At 54.3% G+C, this 16988-nt stretch carries 14 protein-coding genes and 1 other RNA gene; 3 read left to right on the top strand and 12 right to left on the bottom strand.

Going from position 1 to position 16988, the window contains the following annotated elements:
* Positions 1-26: 26 nt before the first annotated feature.
* The 8 genes from FDW95_RS00545 to FDW95_RS00580 all read right to left on the bottom strand — a co-directional run bounded on the left by FDW95_RS00545 (position 27) and on the right by FDW95_RS00580 (position 8046).
* On the bottom strand, positions 27-1028 hold the full coding sequence (locus FDW95_RS00545; RefSeq protein WP_115258626.1) for a L,D-transpeptidase family protein: 1002 nt from the start codon (positions 1026-1028) through the stop codon (positions 27-29).
* 123 nt (positions 1029-1151) lie between these two features.
* Positions 1152-1568, bottom strand: a complete 417-nt coding sequence (gene sufE, locus FDW95_RS00550) for a cysteine desulfuration protein SufE (RefSeq protein ID WP_115258627.1) — start codon at positions 1566-1568, stop codon at positions 1152-1154.
* A gap of 12 nt (positions 1569-1580) precedes the next feature.
* Positions 1581-2801 (bottom strand): cysteine desulfurase SufS, encoded by a 1221-nt coding sequence (gene sufS, locus FDW95_RS00555; RefSeq protein ID WP_115258628.1) that lies wholly within the window; start codon positions 2799-2801, stop codon positions 1581-1583.
* Positions 2798-4069: a Fe-S cluster assembly protein SufD gene (gene sufD, locus FDW95_RS00560; protein ID WP_115258629.1), complete on the bottom strand. Its 1272-nt coding sequence runs from the start codon at positions 4067-4069 to the stop codon at positions 2798-2800. Before sufD ends, sufS begins: the two co-directional genes overlap by 4 nt.
* On the bottom strand, positions 4044-4790 hold the full coding sequence (gene sufC, locus FDW95_RS00565) for a Fe-S cluster assembly ATPase SufC (RefSeq protein ID WP_115258630.1): 747 nt from the start codon (positions 4788-4790) through the stop codon (positions 4044-4046). Before sufC ends, sufD begins: the two co-directional genes overlap by 26 nt.
* Positions 4791-4806: 16 nt before the next feature.
* On the bottom strand, positions 4807-6294 hold the full coding sequence (gene sufB, locus FDW95_RS00570; RefSeq protein ID WP_096757217.1) for a Fe-S cluster assembly protein SufB: 1488 nt from the start codon (positions 6292-6294) through the stop codon (positions 4807-4809).
* A gap of 8 nt (positions 6295-6302) precedes the next feature.
* A complete protein-coding gene (gene sufA / locus FDW95_RS00575) occupies positions 6303-6671 on the bottom strand; it encodes a Fe-S cluster assembly scaffold SufA (RefSeq protein ID WP_115258631.1) in 369 nt (122 codons plus the stop codon).
* A 499-nt stretch (positions 6672-7170) separates the two neighbouring features.
* On the bottom strand, positions 7171-8046 hold the full coding sequence (locus tag FDW95_RS00580; protein WP_115258632.1) for a LysR family transcriptional regulator: 876 nt from the start codon (positions 8044-8046) through the stop codon (positions 7171-7173).
* Between the two features lie 122 nt (positions 8047-8168).
* On the opposite strand from FDW95_RS00580, the gene FDW95_RS00585 reads away from it, so the two are divergent.
* Positions 8169-9020 (top strand): Vmh family MBL fold metallo-hydrolase, encoded by an 852-nt coding sequence (locus tag FDW95_RS00585; protein WP_115258633.1) that lies wholly within the window; start codon positions 8169-8171, stop codon positions 9018-9020.
* A gap of 68 nt (positions 9021-9088) precedes the next feature.
* On the opposite strand, the gene FDW95_RS00590 is transcribed toward FDW95_RS00585, so the two are convergent.
* The 3 genes from FDW95_RS00590 to FDW95_RS00600 all read right to left on the bottom strand — a co-directional run bounded on the left by FDW95_RS00590 (position 9089) and on the right by FDW95_RS00600 (position 12818).
* On the bottom strand, positions 9089-9277 hold the full coding sequence (locus FDW95_RS00590; RefSeq protein ID WP_135912127.1) for a YdiH family protein: 189 nt from the start codon (positions 9275-9277) through the stop codon (positions 9089-9091).
* Positions 9278-9354: 77 nt separating this feature from the next.
* Positions 9355-9765, bottom strand: coding sequence for a 1,4-dihydroxy-2-naphthoyl-CoA hydrolase (gene menI / locus FDW95_RS00595; protein ID WP_115258634.1), 411 nt, complete (start codon positions 9763-9765; stop codon positions 9355-9357).
* Entirely contained in the window at positions 9762-12818 is a 3057-nt protein-coding gene (locus FDW95_RS00600) for an FAD-binding and (Fe-S)-binding domain-containing protein (protein WP_115258635.1), read from the bottom strand. Before FDW95_RS00600 ends, menI begins: the two co-directional genes overlap by 4 nt.
* Positions 12819-13031: 213 nt before the next feature.
* On the opposite strand from FDW95_RS00600, the gene ydiK reads away from it, so the two are divergent.
* Entirely contained in the window at positions 13032-14141 is a 1110-nt protein-coding gene (gene ydiK / locus FDW95_RS00605) for an AI-2E family transporter YdiK (protein WP_137363382.1), read from the top strand.
* A gap of 185 nt (positions 14142-14326) precedes the next feature.
* An RNA gene (gene rprA, locus FDW95_RS00610) (antisense sRNA RprA) lies at positions 14327-14434 on the top strand.
* Positions 14435-14437: 3 nt separating this feature from the next.
* On the opposite strand, the gene FDW95_RS00615 is transcribed toward rprA, so the two are convergent.
* Positions 14438-16813: a glycoside hydrolase family 3 N-terminal domain-containing protein gene (locus FDW95_RS00615; RefSeq protein ID WP_115258637.1), complete on the bottom strand. Its 2376-nt coding sequence runs from the start codon at positions 16811-16813 to the stop codon at positions 14438-14440.
* Positions 16814-16988 lie beyond the last annotated feature (175 nt).

Genomic DNA, 16988 nt, shown 5'->3' on the forward strand with positions numbered 1-16988 from the left:
TTTTGCCCTTCATTCCTCCTTCCCTGTTACTGCATCGTCCGCACGTCCCCTGCTTCTGGCAATCCATTCTGTGCCGACTTCACCTCTGGCCCGTTGGCCACAATCGGTGCCTGCCCGGCCGTAACGGTAACCGGATAACCTGCCCGACGATACAGCGCCCGATCCACCAGCCCCAGGTCTACGGCTTTACTGTCTTTAAACTGGGTAAAACCGGCAGGCAGTACATACGGCATGGTCTGTACGTTTTGTTCTTCCTCTGGCGACAATGGTCGGTGCACTTCAACATAACGCATGCCGTTAGGCTCGATGGCGTACTTTATCGGCTCATTAATCACTCTGACCGGCGTGCCGGTTCTGACCTGAGCAAACAGGGCTTTGATGTCCGGCGCGTTCATGCGAATACAGCCAGAGCTGACGCGCAGGCCTACACTATCGGGTGCGCTGGTGCCGTGGATGAGGTATTCACCGTTTCCATGCGCCAGACGCAGCGCAAAGCGTCCTAACGGGTTATTGGGCCCGGCGGGCACTACAGGGGGTAGCGTAATGCCGCGCTCTAGAGAACGCTTACGGATGCCTGGTGTTGGGGTCCATGTAGGGTTAGGGATTTTCTGTCCCACCCGAGTTTCCATCACCGGGGTCTCCAGTCCCTGTAAACCAATGCCAATCGGGAATACCTGAACAATATTCTCTCCCGGCGGGAAATAATACAGACGCAATTCTGCCAGATTAACAATAATACCTTCGCGCGGCGCATCCGGTAACAGCAGTTGCGAAGGAATCGTAATCAGGGTGCCGGGGCTGGGTACCGGGGCGATCGTATTATTCGCTTCGAGGATCAGCATCGCGGCGGTATCAAACCGGCGGGCTATTGCCTGCAAGTTTTTATCGCCTTCCTGCACGGTGTAGGTTTGATTCTGCCCGACAAGACGACTGTTCGCCGCAGGCAAAGGATAATCGACCGCCCAGGCGGCCTGTATAGCGCTGTAAGCGCCAATTAGCATTAGAGTAATAATAGACGCGCGTTTCATACTCACTCACCCCCCTGGCGTTATTGCCGGATAACGGCTGCTGCGGTATCCGGCCGACGAGTCATTGCATAAATCTGCTCAGCGTTATCTTGCAAGGTTTGCCGGATAACGTGTTTTATCAGTTTAGCTAAGAGTTGCCGCTTGCGTACGAATAGCGCGAATCATCGCTTCCAGCCCCTGTGAACGCGATGGCGTGAGATGTTGCGTCAGTGCCATTTTCTCGAACCACGGACGCACATCAAAACGCACAATATCTTCGGCAGTCATTCGATCATATAAAATGAATACCACAGCAATCAGTCCTTTCACAATTGCCGCATCACTGTCGCCCTGTAATTCAATAATTCCGTCAGCATTCTGACGCATTGTTATCCATACCTGACTCTGACAGCCCTGAATACTATTTTTCTCACAGCGATCATCAGCATTTAATTCTGGTAAACGCTGACCTAATTCAATGATATACAGATACTTCTCTTCCCAGTTCGCGCAGCGCAGAAAATTACGCAACAACTTTTCTTTATCCGGTAGCGCAGCCATACCCCCTCCCTGTTATCCCAATAAGTGATGAATACGTTTAAGTCCCGTTACCAGTCGATCCACCTCTTCCTGAGTGTTGTACATGGCAATCGAGGCCCGGCACATCGCAGGGACGTTATAATATGCCATCAACGGCATGGCGCAGTGGTGCCCGGTGCGTACGGCAATACCGTAGTTATCAAGAAAACTACCCACGTCGTAGGCGTGGTGTTTACCGAGGTTAAACGCGATGACGCCCAGACGCTCCTGCGGACCGTACAACGTCAGATCCGGCACACTGGCCAGCTGTTCTAGCGCGTAGCACATCATGAACTGCTCGTACTCGCTGATGTTATCCAGACCCAGCGCACTCACATATTCAATGGCAGCGCCCAGGCCGATAATACCGCCGGTATTGGGCGTTCCCGCTTCAAAACGCCACGGCGCTTTCGTCCAGGTGGTTCCCTGGCTCAGGCTAACCGTTGCTATCATTGAACCCCCGCCTTCCCAGGGCGGCATCTCCTGCAACAGCGACTCACGGGCATACAGCACGCCAATGCCGGTGGGTCCATACAGCTTATGGGCGGAGAAAACATAAAAGTCGCAATCCAGCGCCTGCATGTCTACTTTATGGTGCATCACCGCCTGCGCGCCATCGACCAGCACTTTTGCCCCGTGCTGATGCGCCAGCGCAATCATCTCTGCTAACGGGTTTTCGGTACCCAGCACGTTGGATACATGGGTAATCGCCAGCAGTTGGGTGCGTTCGTCGAACAGAGTTGGCAGAGTATCCAACTGCAAGGTGCCATCAGCATTCAGGGGGATGACACGCAGCTCAGCACCCACGCGGGCACACAGCATCTGCCATGGCACGATGTTGGCGTGGTGTTCCATCTCACTGATGATGATGTTATCCCCCGCCCGCACATTGCTGGTGCCCCAACTGTTGGCTACCAGATTAATGCCCTCGGTCGTGCCACGCACAAATACCAGTTCTTCAGCGGAGCGGGCATTAATAAACAGCGACGCCAGCTTACGCACATTCTCCATTTTTTCCGTCGCCTGGGCGCTTAGGGTATGAATACCACGGTGAACCGCCGCATAGCCATGGCGGTAAAACTCAGCTTCGGCATCAATCACCTGATTCGGCTTTTGCGCGCTGGCAGCGCTGTCCAGATACGCCAGCGGCAGGCCGTTCACTTCACGGGTCAGGACCGGAAAATCGGCCCGCACTTTTTCAATCGGAAATGTCATGCTACGCCTCCCGGCAGGCGTTGGGCTATACGCGCCAGAACCTGTTGTTTAAGCGTTTCATCGCTCAGGGCTTCCGTCAGCTCAGCGGCAAACGCATAGAGAATCATCTGTTGAGCATCCTGCTGGCCGATCCCACGCGAGCGCAGATAGAACATCTGCTCATCGTCGATCCGCCCTACCGTCGCGCCGTGGCTGCATTTCACGTCATCGGCATAGATTTCCAGTTGCGGTTTGGTGTCCACTTCCGACAGCTTACCGAGCAGCAAATTATTGTTCGTCATCTGTCCATCGGTTTTAATCGCGTGCTGCGCCACGTTGATCAGACCATTGAACACCGCCCGACCTTTATCGCTGACGATGGTTTTATGCAGTTGGCGGCTGTTGCAATAGCCTTTGTTATGCTCAAGCCAGGTGCGGGTATCGCAGACTTCGTTTTTCACCGGCATCGCCAGACTGTTAATCCGCAGCGTGGTGTTTTCGCCGTTCAGTTGGGTGCTGGTGTTATGACGCAACACCGCGTCGCCGAGCAAAAAACTGTGGCTCACCGCCGTAGCATCTGCGCCCAGCTGAATGTCGTTATGGGCGAAGTGATGGCTGACCGGGTTCTCAAACGCCAGCTTGATATGCTGCAAGTGGGCATTGGCCGCCACGTTCATCGTAACGCGCGCGCCGGTAAAGTGCTTCAGCGCATTGAGGCTGACAAAATGTTCGATGAGGGTGGCTTCTGCGCCCTCCGCCAGTTCAAGGTGGTGGCGATAATGCGCGGTATTGACGTCATCGCCCGCCACTCCCTGGGTGATGTGCATCAACAGTAGCGGTTTCGCCGGGCGCTGATTACGCTTCACCTTGATATGCGTCACACTGCGCGACAGGCTTTCCGTCAGATGCAGAAAAACCTCTGGCTGAATCGGTGCCGGTAGCGACAGGTGCGCATCGTCAACAGTAATGTCAAAGCCGCTACCGTCCGTGCTGTCGCTAAGCGCTTCGCAGAATTGCCCGTCGACAAACACCAGACGCACAGCATCAATGCCAGTGGCTAACGCCTCGCACTGCGCCGGGGTTATCGCGGCAAGATGACTAACAAACTGGCTACTGGTTAATCCTTCCAGCGGCGTGTATTTCCAGTCTTCATGCTTACGCGTAGGCAGCCCAAGACGCAGCATCTGCTGTAAGTGCTGCTGCGCGTGCTGCGAGCGGGTTTCGCCCTGTGACTCAAACAAGTGATGCCACTGCTGCAGCACATTACTGCTGTTCACTAAGCCAGCCATATCCTTGCTCCTCCAGCTGTTTAACCAGCGTGAAATCGCCGGACTTAACAATGCGTCCCTGATACAAAACATGGACGTAATCGGGTTTGATATAGTCGAGGATGCGCTGATAGTGGGTGACAATAATGAATGAACGCTTGCCGTCGCGCAGCGAATTGACGCCATCAGCGACAATTTTTAGCGCATCAATATCCAACCCCGAATCAGACTCGTCGAGAATGCACAGCTGAGGCTCCAGCACCGCCATCTGCAAAATATCATTGCGTTTTTTCTCACCGCCGGAGAAACCGACGTTTACCGAGCGGGTGAGCAAATCCTCCGGCATTTTCAACAGCGCGATTTTCTCCTCCATCAAATCCTGGAAGTCGAATCGATCCAGCGCGTCTTCGCCACGGTAACCGCGCACTGCATTAAGCGCGGTTTGCAGGAAAAACTGATTGCTGACGCCGGGAATTTCCACTGGGTATTGAAACGCCATAAAGATGCCTTCACCAGCCCGGTCTTCCGGCGACAGTTCCAGTAAATCTTTACCGTTAAATTCCACTGTTCCCCCGGTGACGGCATAATCATCACGCCCGGCCAATGTTGCCGACAGCGTGCTTTTTCCTGAACCGTTCGGCCCCATAATGGCGTGAACTTCACCCGGGCGGACCTCCAGGCTCAGCCCACGCAGGATCGCCTTCTCTTCGACGCTGACCTGTAAATCTTTAATGCTTAACATGTGCTTTCCTTAAATTTTAACCGACGCTGTGTTCAAGGCTGATGGCGAGAAGTTTTTGCGCTTCAACAGCGAACTCCAGCGGCAGTTCAGAGAACACGTCTTTACAGAACCCGTTGACGATCATCGAGATGGCGTCTTCTTCGCTGATACCGCGCTGCAGACAGTAGAACAGCTGATCTTCACCAATACGTGAGGTGGTGGCTTCGTGTTCAAGCTGGGCGCTGTTGTTGCGACACTCTACGTACGGGAAGGTGTGCGCCCCGCAGTCCGCACCAATCAGCATCGAGTCACACTGGGTATAGTTACGGGCGTTGGTGGCCGTCGGCATGATTTTTACCAGGCCGCGATAGCTGTTCTGGCTGTGCCCGGCGGAGATCCCTTTCGAGATAATGGTCGATTTGGTGTTCTTGCCGATGTGGATCATCTTGGTGCCGGTATCGGCCTGCTGATGACCGCTGGTCAACGCAACGGAGTAGAATTCGCCGATGGAGTTATCGCCGCGCAAAATACAGCTGGGGTATTTCCAGGTGATGGCCGAGCCAGTTTCCGACTGGGTCCACGACATTTTGCTGTTTTCGCCTTCACACAGTGCACGTTTGGTCACGAAGTTCAGAATGCCGCCGGTGTTGCCATCGCCAGGGAACCAGTTTTGCACCGTCGAGTATTTCACTTCAGCATCTTTGTGGATGATCACTTCCACCACCGCCGCGTGCAGCTGATAGCTGTCGCGCACCGGAGCAGAACATCCTTCAATGTAGCTGACGTAGCTGCCTTCATCCGCCACCAGGATAGTGCGTTCAAATTGCCCGGTTTTTTCCGCATTAATACGAAAATAGGTGGAAAGCTCCATTGGGCAGCGTACGCCTTTCGGCACATAGATAAACGTACCGTCTGAGGCAACCGCCGCATTCAGCGCGGCAAAGAAATTGTCGTTGCCCGGCACCACCGTGCCGAGATATTTTTTCACCAGTTCCGGGTGATCATGAATGGCCTCACCGAACGAGCAGAAAATAATGCCTTGCTCCGCCAGCTTTTCACGATAGGTGGTCGCCACCGATACCGAGTCAAAAATGGCATCGACCGCCACTTCTCGCCCTTCACGTACCGGCACGCCAAGTTGTTCGAAAGCGTCCTCAACCTCTTTACTTAAAAACGCATTCGCGCCCGTTTGCTGTACCGCTCCCGGCTCGGAGGCGCAGGTCTCATCGCAGTTACCGCAGGAAGGTGCGGAGTAATAGCTGTAATCCTGATAATTCAGCTTATCGTAATGCGCTTTTAACCAGTGCGGCTCCTCCATCGTCAGCCACGCCTTAAACGCATCCAGGCGAAATGCCAGCATCCAGTCCGGTTCGTTGCGTTTCGCGGAAATCGCCCGCACGACCTCTTCATTGATGCCCTTCGCCAGTTCATCAGTTTTTAGTTGGGTGAAGAATCCCTCTTTATAATTGAGGTGTCCGCCAGCCCAGGTGTTGACATCGTCAGTTGCTTCAGTGTTACGCGACATAGTACCGCCTATACCCCAAAACTTTCGCCACAGCCGCATTCGTTCTGGGCTTTCGGGTTATGAAATTTAAATAACTGATTTAATCCTTCACGAACAAAATCGACTTCGGTTCCGTCAATAAACGGCATCGCCTGTAACGGCACATACAGCCTGGCGCCATCGGTTTCGAACACCAGATCGTCTTTTTCCGGTTGGCTGACGGTATCCAGCACATAGCCAAACCCCGCACATCCTGTTTGCTTCACGCCTAACCGCACGCCCAGCATATCGGGCTGTTTTGCCACCAGTTCACGAATATGCGCCGCTGCGGCTGGCGTTAACGTCAACCCACGCCATGCAAAATCGTTCGGATTAAATGTTCCTGAATGCAATTCCATAGGGTTACCTCGAGTCATTAACCTGCACGCTACAACACCATGTTAGTGATAATGATTATCACTTCAACCCCCTGTTCAGCAGGGGCATTCGGGTTAACCGCCCTTTTTGGTTACTTTTATTAAGCATAGACCTTGCGGCGAGGGTTTACAGAGAGGGATTATTTTGTTCAATGCTTTGATAAATAATGGATTACAAACCGTTAATCGTTCAGCAAGGTAAAACGCAAAAAGATGTATAGAAAATGTCTATTTAAGAGATAGGGGAAAGACGGAGAAATAGAGGTAACCGCGTGCAAAACAGCGCAGACAGACAATAAAAAAACCCTTAAGGCTGCTCTATTAGCAGGCTTAAGGGTTCCGACCCCATCCGGCGCTTATCTCCGGCACTCACGATGGCTTAGCTCTTGAAGGGGCGATAAGAATAGTCTCACGACCTGACGCCGTGTTTTTAACACAAACTGCGGTTTGTCTGATTTACAGGCAGACGCAGCTCACATATTCAGACCAGAATCTCATGCAGGGCATCCAATAGCAGACGCAGCCCTGCCGGTTGATGCTCACGAGACAGGTATAAGCCGTAAATTGGCAGACGTCGCGGCTTGAGTTGGGGCAAAAGCCGGATCAACTGGCCGCGTGCCAGCCCTTCACGCGCCTCTTGTTCCGGCACCAGCGCAATACCCATACCAGCCAGCGCCGACTCACATAATAGCGCAGAGATCCCCGCGCTGAGATTTCCCTTTATCGCCACCGATACAGCGTTGCCCTGCTCATCATCAAAGTGCCATGATTTTCCGGCAAACCCGCTGTAGTAAAGGCAATTATGCTGGGCGAGACAGTCCAGGGTTTGCGGAATGCCATGCTGGCGCAGGTAGTCCGCAGAGGCGCATAACACCGACTCACAGTCACCCAGACGACGGGCGATAGTACCCGGTTCAGGATTATCCGTAATGCGGATCGCCGCATCAATACGTTCACCGACCAGGCTCACCGGTTGATTGTTAATCTCAACCTCAATGCGCAGTTCAGGGAAACGCGCCAGAAAAACGGGCAGTACCGGCGCCAAAATATGCATCGCAGTAAAATGCGCACAAGCCACACGTAGCGTGCCGGAAGGAATCTCTGCTGCGCTGGCGGCGCTGATATCCAGCGACAGCTGCGCCAGCGAGCGTGTCTTCACTAACGCCTCTTCCCCCGCGGGCGTAATGGTCAGCCGACGCGATGAACGGTGGATTAACCTTGCACCCGCCCATTTTTCCATCTCGTCGAGGTAGCGACTGACCATCGGACGGGAAAGCCCCAGCGCGCGCGCTGCGGCGCTCAGGCTGCCCAAATCGCAGATGTGGTTAAACACCGTTGCCGCCATGACTCTGTCCATTGCATCCCATCCGATCGTTTTATGAAACTCAGCATGTCCTGATAGAGGAATTCTAACAGATCCAAATATCCGTAAAATAAAGAACAAGAAAAAGACATTTCATCTGCAAAAGGTTATCCCCCATGAAAGTGAACGCCCTGGCCCTGCTGTTACCTCTGTTTGCCTCGCCGGTATTCGCCGCACCACTCCAGCTTGACGTCTACAATCCCAAGGAAAAAGCTATTTTCCCGGTATCCTCAACGCTGGTGTCCGGCCCGAAAGAGGCCATTTTATTTGATGCGCAATTCAGCACCAAAGACGGTGAAAAGCTGGCGCAGATGATTCGCAACAGCGGCAAAAAACTGCAGGCCATCGTGATCACCTCTGGCGATCCGGATTTTTATTTTGGTCTGCAGCCGATTGTTAACGCCTTTCCCGAGGTAAAGATTTTGGCAACACCGCACGTCGTGGAGCACATTCGTGCTACCAAAGATGCCAAACTGCAGTTTTGGGGCCCGCAGATGAAAGACGGCGCACCAACGACGCTCATCGTGCCGCAGGTCACGACGCAAACGCGCTTTACCATTGATGGTGAAACGCTGGAACTGCGCCGCTCAAATGATTACGCGGCCTATGTCTGGATCCCGGCTAACCGGGCGATCCTCGGCGGCACCGGCGTGGCTTCCGGTATTCATGTCTGGACTGCGGACACACAGTCTCCTGAACAGCGTCGCGCATGGCGCAACGTGCTGAGCGAAATGCAAACCTTACGCCCAACCGAGGTGATCCCCGGTCACTACATCGGCGAACGCCCGGCAGGCGATCAAGCGATCCGCTTCACCGGTGATTACTTGCACGCTTTTGAGCAGGCGCTGGGCGCAAAAAAAGGGTCTGCATATGTGATTAAAACGATGAAGGCGGCATGGCCAGGGCTTGCGGACGAAAGCTCGCTGGAGCTGAGTGCGAAGGTCAATACCGGGGAGATGAAATGGTAAACCCGATTTAAGGCAAAAAATAACCCCGAACAGGTGTCGGGGTTTTCATCACGATAAGCATACTGGAATCAATGAACGCCGTGCCGCCAGGCAAAATAGATTTCTTCTTTGAGTTCAGTCGAAGAAAGCGCCAGTAAATCAGCAAACTCCAGCTCTAATTGTTTCAGTCTTTTCAGGTACTGAGCCGGTGAAAGATCGCTGTTATCACGACGTATAAATTCTATTGCCAGTTGGGCCGGGTCTAATTGGGTAGACATATCATCCTCGCTTGTGTTCAAAACCTGCACAGTATAGCACCTTTCCCTGCGCAGATAATGACCAAACGCAACATGCGTCACAAAATAGCGGTCGTCAGACGCGAGGTGCAACACAACCGTCCCTGTTCATCGAAGATTTCGATTTGCCAGACCTGATGGCGAGAACCGGTATGCAGCGCGCTGCACACCCCTCTCACTCGCCCTTCCCGTGCGGAGCGGATATGGTTGGCATTGACCTCAAGACCCACCACTTTTTGATCACCTTGAGTGCATAAATACCCGGCCACCGAGCCAATGCTTTCGGCCAGCACCACCGACGCGCCACCGTGTAACAGGCCAAAAGGCTGTTTGGTCCGGTGATCCACCGGCATCGTGGCTTCCAGCGTATTGTCACCAATGTGCTCAAAACGAATATCAAGCAGACCAACCATATTTCCCTCACCCATGGCATTGAGCGCCTCGAGTGAAACTTCACGTTTCCAGATCATCCAATAATCTCCAGCAGTGCCTGTAATGGGTGGCGAACGCCCGTACCTTCCACGCGTTTCACCTGGCTGCGACAAGAATATCCCGCAGCCAGACAGCGATTGCGCGGTAGTCTCTGCATCGCCTGATGCCATGATAGCTCATAGATGCCCAGCGAGTTCTGGTGATTCTTCACTTCATGACCGTACGTGCCCGCCATGCCGCAGCACCCGACACTGACGTTTTCCAACTGCGCGCCAAATTTGGCAAAAATGGCCGCCCACTGCGCTGGCGCACCCGGCAGGGCCGTTACTTCGGTGCAGTGTCCAAAGAAATACCACGGCTCACCCGCAACAGCAGCTGGCTGCTGAGAGGCCAGGACGGTTGACAGCCACTCGTTCACCAACAGTACATGGAAGTCGCCACGCTGCTCGCCAAGCGCCAGCTTGTATTCATCGCGATAGCACAATACCAGCGCCGGATCGACGCCGACCATCGGGATGTTCAACGTCGCCACCCGATTGAGAAATTCAGAGGTCTTTTTCGCCGTTTTGGCAAAACGGTTTAAGAAACCCTTAATGTGCTGCGCCTTGCCATTAGGCGAGAACGGTAGCAGGACCGGCTGTAAACCGAGTTTTTCCACCAGGCGGATAAAATCAGCTACCACCTGCGCATCGTAATAGCTGGTGAACGGATCCTGGACCACCAGCACAGTGCGGGCTTTCTGTTCCTGACTCAATAGCTCGAGCTGTTCCAGCGTCATATTGGCGGAGCGGTGCCCGACCAGCTGACGTTGTAACGACGGCGCGGACAGTAGCGGCAAATCCACCATGCCAATATGCTTTTTGGCCAGCGTACGCACCAGCGGCTGGTTAATGAAGAAGTTGAATGTTTTTGGCGCACGCGCCATTAGCGGCGCATAGCTTTCGACGGTTGCCACCATATGATCGCGCAGCGGGCGCAAATAGCGCGTGTGGTACAGTTGCAGGAAGCGAGAGCGAAATTCCGGGACGTCAATTTTGATCGGGCACTGCGTGGAACACGCTTTACATGCCAGACAGCCGGACATCGCCTCTTTGACTTCGTGCGAGAAATCGTACTCCCCCTTGCGCGCATGCCAGCTGTTACGCGTGCGGGCGATTAACGTGCGCAAGCTGGCACCTTTTTCCGGTAACTCTTTTTCCAGGCGAACCAGATCGATGCCGCGGTCAGCCAGCAGGCGTAACCATTCCCGTACCAGCGTTGCGCGTCCTTTGGGGGAGTGAATTCGGTTCATGCTGATTTTCATCGACGGGCACATGGGGCTGTTGGCATCGAAGTTAAAACATAACCCGTTGCCGTTACACTCCAGCGCCCCACGCCACTCCTGCCTTACGGCCAGTGGGATCTGGCGATCGTAGGTACCGCGTTTAACCGCATCGACTTTCATCATCGGCGCATCGACGCCTTCCGGTGGGCATATTTTACCAGGGTTCAGTCGGTTTTGCGGGTCAAACGCCGACTTCACCTTGCGCAGTTCACTGTACAATTCATCGCCAAAGAAAGCCGGACTGTACTCCGCGCGGAATCCTTTGCCGTGTTCGCCCCACAGCAGGCCGCCGTATTTTGCCGTCAATGCCACCACGTCATCAGAAATGCGTTTCATCAGCACTTCCTGCTGCGGATCGCACATGTCCAGCGCAGGCCTGACGTGTAACACCCCGGCATCCACGTGACCAAACATGCCATAGCTCAGGCCGTGGCCGTCAAGCAGCGCGCGGAACTCCGCGATATAATCCGCCAGATGCTCAGGCGGTACGCAGGTATCCTCCGCGAACGGAATCGGCTTGGCGGCCCCTTTTGTATTACCCAGCAGACCGACGGCTTTTTTGCGCATCGCGTAGATACGCTCCACGCCCGCCAGCTCAGTACACAGCTGCCAGCCAATGACGCCAGCTTCCTGACGGGCAATTAAACCGTCCAGGCGTTCACACAACGCGCTGACCTGCTCATCAATCAATGCTTCGTCGTCACCGGCAAACTCGACGATATTCAGTCCCAACATCTCTTTATTCGGTACATCGGTAATCAGTTCGCTAACCGAATGCCAGACAATGTCTTCGCGTGCCAGATTCAGCACCCTGGAGTCCACGGTTTCTACCGACAGCGCGCGCGCGTCAACCATTACCGGGGCATTGCGCAAAGCGGAATCAAATGAGTCATATTTGACGTTGACCAGCCGCCGCACTTTCGGCAATGGCGTGATATCGAGGCGAGCCTCGGTAATAAATGCCAGCGTGCCCTCGGAACCGGTGAGGATGCGGGTTAAATCAAACTCGGTCATCTCATCGTTAAAGACGTGCCGCAGATCGTAGCCGGTTAAAAACCGATTCAGCTTCGGAAACTTATCCACGATCAGCTGACGATTTTCGCGACAGCGCTGGTAAACGGTCTTATAGATGCGCCCGATGGTGGTATTGGTGTTACCGAGCATTTCAGCCAGTTCCACCGGCATCGGCTGCGTATCAAGGATATCGCCGCCCATCAGTACCGCACGTACGCCCAGTACGTGGTCGGAGGTTTTACCGTATACCAGCGAGCCCTGTCCGGACGCATCGGTGTTGATCATCCCGCCAAGCGTTGCCCGGTTACTGGTCGACAATTCTGGTGCGAAGAAATAGCCGTACGGCTTTAGATACTGGTTAAGCTGGTCTTTTATCACCCCGGCTTCGACCCGTACCCAACCCTCCTGCGGATTGATTTCAATAATGCGGCTCATATAACGGGACATATCCACGATAATGCCCTGATTCAGCGCCTGACCATTGGTACCCGTGCCGCCGCCGCGCGGGGTAAAAATCAACGAGGAAAAGAGAGGTTCTGCCGCCAGACGGGCGATCAGCGCCACATCCGCCGTTGAACGGGGAAAAACCACGGCATCAGGAAGAAGCTGATAAATACTGTTATCTGTCGACATTGTCAGGCGATCGGCATAGCTCGTTGCCGTGTCGCCCGTAAACCCTTGCTGCTCCAGCGCCTGCAAAAAATTAAGCACCAGTTGAACGACACCAGGTGCCTGAGAAATTTGTGGAATCATTATAGTGACCCTTTCCTGCGGTCTGTGTTGTGAATTTAATCGTTTGCGTGTTGCTTTGTTTGTTGTATCACATTTTTTTCTAATACGCCCGGCAGATTTAAAGGCAGAATCTGCCTGTTAAAAACCGCTGAAATTGCTCATCATTATAGGGTGGGGTTTTAGCGTTCACGTCGCGTCAACGTCCTGACGTACAGAAAAGGTGAAAAAGTATTTATGGTAAATTTCCGTCAGCCCAGGGATATCGCACAAGTGCTGCTCTCGGTGCTGTTTTTAGCCATCCTGATTGTGGCCTGTTTGTGGATAGTGCAGCCCTTTATCCTTGGTTTTGCGTGGGCTGGAACCGTGGTCATTGCGACCTGGCCTATCTTGCTACGCATACAGAAATTGTTATGGGGACGCCGTTCTCTGGCCGTGCTGGTAATGACCCTGCTGCTGGTCCTTTTGTTTATCATTCCCATCGCGCTATTGGTCAACAGTATTGTTGATGGCAGCGGACCGTTGATCCATGCCGTAACCGCGGGCGATATGACCTTGCCGGACCTGGAGTGGCTGAACAGTATTCCATTAGTGGGCGCCAAAATTTATGGCGCATGGCACAGCCTGCTGGATATGGGCGGCGCGGCAATTATGGCCAAAGTGCGTCCTTATATCGGTTCCACAACGACCTGGTTTGTTGGTCAGGCCGCGCATATTGGTCGCTTTATAATGCACTGTGGCCTGATGCTGCTGTTCAGCGCCCTGCTCTACTGGCGCGGCGAGCAGGTGGCATTAGGGATTCGGCACTTCGCCTGTCGCCTGGCTTCTAAGCGTGGTGATGCTGCTATTTTGCTGGCGGCACAAGCGATCCGCGCGGTGGCATTGGGTGTGGTCGTCACCGCACTGGTGCAGGCCGTTCTCGGGGGTATTGGTTTGGCGGTAACGGGTGTGCCGTACGCCACGCTGCTGGCGGTGTTGATGATCCTGTCCTGCCTGGTGCAGTTGGGTCCTCTACCGGTGCTAATCCCGGCCATTATCTGGCTGTACTGGACGGGGGACTCCACCTGGGGCACGGTGCTGCTGGTCTGGAGTGCCGTGGTCGGCACGCTGGATAACGTAATCCGCCCGATGCTGATTCGTATGGGCGCCGATTTACCGCTGATCCTCATCCTGTCGGGTGTCATCGGCGGGTTAATTGCCTTCGGCATGATTGGCTTGTTTATCGGCCCAGTGGTCCTGGCGGTATCCTGGCGTCTGTTCTCTGCTTGGGTGAACGAAGCCCCGGCTCCAGGTAACGATCCGGACGAAATCCTCGAAGAAATCGCTGAAATCGAAAACAACAAATAACCCTGACATCAGGCGGCATCGCCGCCTGATTGTTTAGCGCAGCTTATTGATGCTTCAGCACTCATTGCCCCAATCCCACGCCTCCGGCCCTAAAACCCTCATTTGTGTCGCAATTTCTTTACAGTTTTTAAACTATTGAGATGAATCTGATCGACGTGAAAAATCGACATGCCTACTATTGTCTCAAGGCTTTAGATCAACACATTGATTTATAAGCATGGAAATCCCCTGAGTGAAACAACGAATTGCTGTGTGTAGTCTTTGCCCATCTCCCACGATGGGCTTTTTTTTAACATTTACTCGCAGCTCACCACGCAGCGGCTCATCATCTGCCAATTCTTCGGCATAATCTGTAGCGTACCAACCACATTGACCGTCGTGCTCGCCCAGATGTTCGCAGATGAATTCCCGACCATCAGGTCGAACTCGCCAGGTTCAACCACCCGTTTGCCATCCCGGCGGGTGAAGTTAAGCATATCCACCGGCACATAAAAGGTCAGCGTCGCGCGTGCACCGGGCTCCAGCGTGAGGCGTTGAAACGCTTTCAGCTCTTTAACGGGGCGTACCATCGAAGCCACTTTATCGTGGACATACACCTGCACCACCTCACTTCCCCTGCGCTCGCCACGGTTACTTAACCTTACCTGCAAAGCAATCTCGCCTTCCACTGGGACATCCTTCGCCAGCGCTGCTACCTCCTCACAGGCAAACTCGGTCCAGCCTTTGCCGTAGCCGAAGGGATAGCGGGATCCAAAGTGGAACGCAAACGGCGTTCCGCCGCTTTTCAGTTTGTGATTGTAGTAATAGGGCATAGCACCTGCGCTTTTCGGCACGCTAACCACCAGCCTGCCCAGCGGCTCAGCCCGTCCGGTCAGCACATCGGCAATAGCCCAGCCACCTTCCTGACCCGGCGCCCAGGCCCCTAACAGCCCGGCGACATGGTCCTCCAGCCCCTGTAGGTTGTATGGCCTACCGCCTGTCATCACCACAACAACCGGTTTACCCGTCGCCACCAGAGCCTCCAGTAGTTGTTGCTGTACACCCGGCAGAGTGAGGCTGTCTGTATCCGAGCCTTCTCCCACCGTGCCGCTCTGGAAAAGTCCGGCCAGATCGCCGACACAGACCACCACCACATCGTTGCGACGGGCGACGGCAACCGCTTCAGGAATCAAACGTTGGTCAGTGGAGACCGGGGAGGACTGCATCAGTTTGCCACTGCTGTCACCGGGAAACACCGGTGCGCCCGCCAACCGTTTCTCTATGATATGACAGCCCTTCGCATAGTCGATATGGTCATCGCCCAGATAGTGGCGCAGCGCGGCCAGCGGGGTCGTCACCTGCACGGCGCTGTCAGCCATATCGCTGATGATCAGATGCACCGGGAAGCTGTAACCACTGAGCAGCGCCAGCGGGTCGTCCGCCGTGGGGCCGATCACCGCAACGCGCGGTCTGCCCTGCAGCGGCAAAATACCGTTATTTTCCAGTAGCGTTATCGAGCACGTGGCAACATCACGCGCGGCCTTGCGTGCCTCATCGGACTGTAGGTCAATCGCGGACACATCGGTATACGGCTGTTCGAACAGGCCAAGACGGAATTTCTCCGTCAGGATGCGGGAGACAATCTCATCGACTTTGGTCATGGTTATCAGTCGACGCTCAACCGCCGTAGCTAAATGGCGGGCGCAGTCGTCTTTCGGCAACTCAACGTCCAACCCGGCATTAAAGGCCAGCGCTGCAGATTGCGCAGCATCATGCGACACGCCATGATGCTGATGCAGCAAACTCACACCACCGTAATCCGCCACAATAATCCCATCAAATCCCCATTGCTCGCGCAAAACGGTGGTTAACAGATAATTGTCACTGTGCCCCGGCTGGTTATCAATATCATGATAGGCAGGCATTACCGATCCGGCATTGGCCAATTTAACCGCCATCTCGAACGGCAGCAGGAAGGTATCGTTAAGCTCACAGAATCCCAGATGCACCGGCGCATGGTTGCGCGCACCTTCGCTGAACGAATGCCCGACATAATGCTTCAGCGTCGCCAGCACATCGCGTTTTTCGCCCTGCAAGCCCTGCACGTAGGCACAGGCCATCACCCCCACTAGCCATGGATCTTCACCAAAGGTTTCTTCCGTCCTACCCCAGCGGACATCGCGTGAGACATCCAGCACCGGTGCCAGCCCCTGGCGGCATCCGGTTGAACGCGCCTCCAGGCCAATCAGCCTGGCGGCACGCTTGACCAGTTCAGGATCCCAAGTTGAACCGTAGTTCAGCGACGAGGGAAACAGGGTGGCATCTTTACATAACAACCCCACCAGGCACTCCTCATGAAACAGCGCGGGAATGCCCAGTCGCGTCTCTTCCACTAACATCTTTTGTAAACGATTCGCCGCCCGCACGCCCGTTTTTGCCTCAACGATATGGGTACCCAGCGGGCGCGTAATCTGTCCAACACCCATTCTCAGTCGCTCGGTGAGTGCCGCCTGATCGCTCACACCGGCAAACTCGTCACTCATGTCGCTGCGTTCCCGGTGGTCGCCCTTTTCAGATAGCACCAACCAGTAAGCATGCATTTGCGCGAACTTCTCTTCAGGTGTCATGCGCGCCAGCAAATCAGCCACGCGTTCGTGCACCGACCGTTTTGCATCCTTGTAAATACTCATCATTGTAACTCCCCTCTCTCCATCAACCATTGCTCTGACAAGTATCGAGAGGCGCGACAACGTGAACAATTGCGGAAATAACCAGTGGAATTACGTTATTTAGTTAATGTGATCGGCCGCAAGGGGTGATTTACTCGCGACCTGAAAGGCCAATCACCGTCGTATTCACAGATTAATA

Source organism: Citrobacter sp. wls718 (genome assembly GCF_005280945.1).
In the GTDB taxonomy this organism is placed as follows: Bacteria; Pseudomonadota; Gammaproteobacteria; order Enterobacterales; family Enterobacteriaceae; genus Citrobacter; species Citrobacter gillenii.